General features: G+C 58.2%; 7 protein-coding genes. 1 reads left to right on the plus strand and 6 read right to left on the minus strand.

What is annotated here, in order from left to right:
• Positions 1-100: 100 nt before the first annotated feature.
• From ACH2EH_RS20390 to ACH2EH_RS20415, 6 genes are read right to left on the minus strand one after another with little or no spacing between them, the layout of a single operon-like run.
• Positions 101-307 carry a hypothetical protein gene (locus tag ACH2EH_RS20390; protein WP_395144591.1) on the minus strand — a complete coding sequence of 69 codons (207 nt, stop codon included), beginning with the start codon at positions 305-307 and terminating at the stop codon, positions 101-103.
• The gene (locus ACH2EH_RS20395) at positions 304-729 is read right to left on the minus strand and encodes a hypothetical protein (protein ID WP_395144593.1); all 426 of its coding nucleotides are present in this window, start codon (positions 727-729) and stop codon (positions 304-306) included. The genes ACH2EH_RS20390 and ACH2EH_RS20395 overlap by 4 nt, the downstream gene beginning before the upstream one ends.
• Complete coding sequence (locus ACH2EH_RS20400; protein WP_395144595.1) at positions 726-1,031, minus strand: hypothetical protein; 306 nt, start codon at positions 1,029-1,031, stop codon at positions 726-728. The genes ACH2EH_RS20395 and ACH2EH_RS20400 overlap by 4 nt, the downstream gene beginning before the upstream one ends.
• Complete coding sequence (locus ACH2EH_RS20405; protein ID WP_395144597.1) at positions 1,031-1,438, minus strand: hypothetical protein; 408 nt, start codon at positions 1,436-1,438, stop codon at positions 1,031-1,033. Before ACH2EH_RS20405 ends, ACH2EH_RS20400 begins: the two co-directional genes overlap by 1 nt.
• Positions 1,435-1,728 carry a hypothetical protein gene (locus tag ACH2EH_RS20410; RefSeq protein ID WP_395144599.1) on the minus strand — a complete coding sequence of 98 codons (294 nt, stop codon included), beginning with the start codon at positions 1,726-1,728 and terminating at the stop codon, positions 1,435-1,437. Before ACH2EH_RS20410 ends, ACH2EH_RS20405 begins: the two co-directional genes overlap by 4 nt.
• Positions 1,729-2,091 (minus strand): hypothetical protein, encoded by a 363-nt coding sequence (locus tag ACH2EH_RS20415; RefSeq protein WP_395144601.1) that lies wholly within the window; start codon positions 2,089-2,091, stop codon positions 1,729-1,731.
• 317 nt (positions 2,092-2,408) lie between these two features.
• Here ACH2EH_RS20415 and ACH2EH_RS20420 point away from each other — a divergent pair, with 317 nt between their 5' ends.
• The gene (locus ACH2EH_RS20420; protein WP_395144603.1) at positions 2,409-2,960 is read left to right on the plus strand and encodes a hypothetical protein; all 552 of its coding nucleotides are present in this window, start codon (positions 2,409-2,411) and stop codon (positions 2,958-2,960) included.
• Positions 2,961-3,180 lie beyond the last annotated feature (220 nt).

Raw genomic sequence — 3,180 nt, forward strand, 5'->3', positions numbered from 1 at the left:
GGCGCGGCTAGAAAGGTCGTCAGCTCGAAAGCAGTGCTCATCGGATCGGTTTTGCGCTTGGGCATCTCGGGAAGCTCAAGCTGCTTTTCACGAGGTCGAGTCATGGGGTATCTCCACGAAGAGGAATGGTCAGACGCAGAACCAGCGTAGGTACTACGGCAAGGTAGACGACGAGATAGGGAAGTTGGTGAACCTTGATGTGATCCCAGAAGCAGCCGATCCAAAGATCACGCGGCTCGAAGATCACCGAGGCTATGGGGCGTGGTTCCGCGCGGAAAAGCAGGGGCGTGCGAGCGAGCAGTTTCATGCGCCCTCACCTTCCAGGGCAGTACAGCGCTCGATGATCCAGTTATCAAGGGCGGGATCGGGGACAAGGCCAAAGAATCGCAAGAACTTTTTGGCCTCCGTGCGAACCCGAAGATGGTGTTTGCAGTTGCCCGCGAGGCGGAAGCACTCACAGTCACAGCGAACGGGATCGCGCCCGGTGCCGAGCTGGACGAAGTAGCCGAGGATCTCGTTGTCGTCGTTGTCGAACTTGCGCTTGGCGGTGGGAGGCCGCCAGACGAAGAAAAGGCCGTTGGTGGGGTCTACGGGCTGGATGCGGTAGCCAACTTCCAGCAGGATCTCCGCCCGCTGGCCTGCCGTGGAGAGCATCGCACAGGCGCGGGACTCAGAGACCACCACGGAACCGACAGGCTTGACGGAGGCGAAAGTGATGGGGGCGCTCATTCAGCTTCTCCACTTTGCTCGTCGAGCCAGCGCATACGGGCGGCTTCAACGGTCTCCGGCACGAGCTGAACGGCTTCGTCCGAACTCCAGCGCACGACTAAGTCCCAGGGTTGGAGACCATCACGGTCTTGGTCGTAGCGCAGCTCCAGGATTGCCGCGTGGCCCATCGAGGCCGCTCCCAGCGCAGCATGTCTTGCTGCATCGGCGAGCTGCTTATAGCAGGCATTGGGCGTGAGGCCGTTGCAGGAAAGCACGAGGATATCGCCTGCGGAACCGCAAGCAAAGAGACTGTAGCGGTACATTACGCTGCCTCCATGTAAGTGCAACCGGCCCGAAGGCCGGTTGTAAGGTCGGGCCGAGCCCCTGCCAGAGCTCGGTGAGAGAGATGAGATGCCGTGGGGCATGGTGGGCCGCCCACCTGTACCGTGATGCCGTCTTCTCCTTTCGTGACGAAGGTGGGAGCCTCCGTAGTGGCTAGCGTGGTGGGCTCTGCCTGCCACGCATAGATAAGGTTTGCGCTGCACCCGTAGAAGCGGGCGAAACGACGGGCGAGGGGATCGTTCAGGAGCCGTGGCCCCTTGGCCTCTAGGAGCTGGAAGTAGGAGAAGCTCAGCGCCTCACTGCCGCGCTTGCCTCTGGCAAATTTCTTGTGAGCCGCTACTGCTGTCTTGTAGCCCGCCTGAATCCGAGCAGCGCGTAAGCCGGTCATCGCCTGGCCTCGCTCTCCACCACCCGCGTCGCGATCCGGGCGATCTCAGCTAGGGCAATCGCCTCTTGCTCAGGCACCGCCACGAACCAGCCACAGCCCGCGCTGATTCCTCGGGCATTGAGCGCCTCACAGCGCCGGATCAGGTGGCCGTCACGTAGCGCCGTGCGGGTCGTGCTTCCGCAGTCGGGGCAGGAAAGGCCAGCGGCGGTATTCTGAAGGGCTTGACGACCATCGAAAATGGCCTTTTGCTGTAGCTGGGCAGGGCCAGGGCGGAGGTCATTGCGGCTCATCTAGTTCACCTGCTCCTTTCCGCGTCCCGAACCCCGATGGGCATGGAGAGGGTTCACGGGGACGGACTCTTCGTCCTGGCTGCCAAGCTTCACCGTGCCGACGTACGCCTGCCCTGTTCTTGCGGATTCACGAGCAGCGCTCGCATATCCGTCGGCGACGTCGGCGACGAACTCCCCTGAAATCTGGTTTGGCGAGATGGTGGGAGAGTAGATTTGTGGCCTGCCGTCCTCGCCGCCGCTAACGATGAGCACCGCCAGCACAATCCCGTCGGTGTCTCGGATGGCGTCCTGTGCTGCTTGCATCGCGAGAATAGAGCTTGCGGCAGACAGCCTACGCTTCTTCTCGGTAGGTTTCTGGCTCATCGGACAGCCTCTGACAGTTCACTGTCAGGCATGAGAACACGCTCCAGAGGAATGAGCCGGTATGTGGACTCACGCTCGATTTTGTATCCCGCTGTGTTCAGTCTGCGGAGCAGAGTGGTGTAGTGGATTCCAAGCCAAGAAGCAATTAGTTCCGGTGTGGTGCCATCGTCAAGGAGGCGTTGGATTTGAAGAAGTTCTTCTGATTTCATTTTACGCAATACTCTTGCGTATAGTTTATGGCATCGCAATGAGTTGCGCAAGTATCTTGCGCAACTTTTTACGCAGGTTTCTTGTCACATCTCGCCGGAGGTGCAAAAATGATTGCAGGTGTGTGGGGAATGAGCGGATTAGGACGACCATCTACAAAGCCCGAGATAGTAGGCCCGTACCCAGAATTTGCGCGGATCGTCTTGCAAATAACGGGAGACGTGCCGCGCTCAACCGCAGCAGTTCATGCTGGGGTTAGCCATGACACGATTGCTCGAATGTGGCGAGGCGAAAAAGTTTCGGCAGACGCTATAGCAAAATTCGCCGCAGGATATGGCGTTGATCCCGCCCCATTGTTAAAAGCTGGTGGTCATGTGCATTTTGTGCCTTGGTCAACACCAACCCTAAAGTTGGAAGATGATGGGGAGTTGGAAAGGATTAGCAATCAAGATGACGAACTGCCGAAGATTGAACGCGTCCCCGTCTTTCCCATGCCGGAGGGCTACAACGACTTGGATGATCCGATTGTTCGAGCTGCTCAGGCGGGAGCCGAAGAAGCTTATAAAAGCACTTTCAAGAGCATTGCTGATGCGCTACGGCATGCACGTCGAGTCTCACCGGGAACGGTCATGGGGCCAGCGCCGGATGACGACGAAGACTAGGCTTTTTCACATAAGATTTTGCGGATACAAAACCACGTAGAAATGGAACGGACTACAGGGCCGCGTCATGAAATTGAGGATAGTAGGGCATGGCATCAAAGTACGGCTCGATTAGCGAACCCGTTTACACAGTTTCGCGACAGGGTATTGTCACATGGCACGTCGAAGTTGCTCATGGGGGAACTGGGGATCGAGCTTATGTTAAGGCAGGAACCCAGCA

It is taken from the genome of Armatimonas sp. (genome assembly GCF_043760365.1).
In the GTDB taxonomy this organism is placed as follows: domain Bacteria; phylum Armatimonadota; class Armatimonadia; order Armatimonadales; family Armatimonadaceae; genus Armatimonas.

What these genes read in the sequence shown, in the direction of transcription:
- ACH2EH_RS20390 (WP_395144591.1), bottom strand. Translation starts at nt 307, where the DNA reads ATGAAACTGCTCGCTCGCACGCCCCTGCTTTTCCGCGCGGAACCACGC.
- ACH2EH_RS20395 (WP_395144593.1), bottom strand. Translation starts at nt 729, where the DNA reads ATGAGCGCCCCCATCACTTTCGCCTCCGTCAAGCCTGTCGGTTCCGTG.
- ACH2EH_RS20400 (WP_395144595.1), bottom strand. Translation starts at nt 1,031, where the DNA reads ATGTACCGCTACAGTCTCTTTGCTTGCGGTTCCGCAGGCGATATCCTC.
- ACH2EH_RS20405 (WP_395144597.1), bottom strand. Translation starts at nt 1,438, where the DNA reads ATGACCGGCTTACGCGCTGCTCGGATTCAGGCGGGCTACAAGACAGCA.
- ACH2EH_RS20410 (WP_395144599.1), bottom strand. Translation starts at nt 1,728, where the DNA reads ATGAGCCGCAATGACCTCCGCCCTGGCCCTGCCCAGCTACAGCAAAAG.
- ACH2EH_RS20415 (WP_395144601.1), bottom strand. Translation starts at nt 2,091, where the DNA reads ATGAGCCAGAAACCTACCGAGAAGAAGCGTAGGCTGTCTGCCGCAAGC.
- ACH2EH_RS20420 (WP_395144603.1), top strand. Translation starts at nt 2,409, where the DNA reads ATGATTGCAGGTGTGTGGGGAATGAGCGGATTAGGACGACCATCTACA.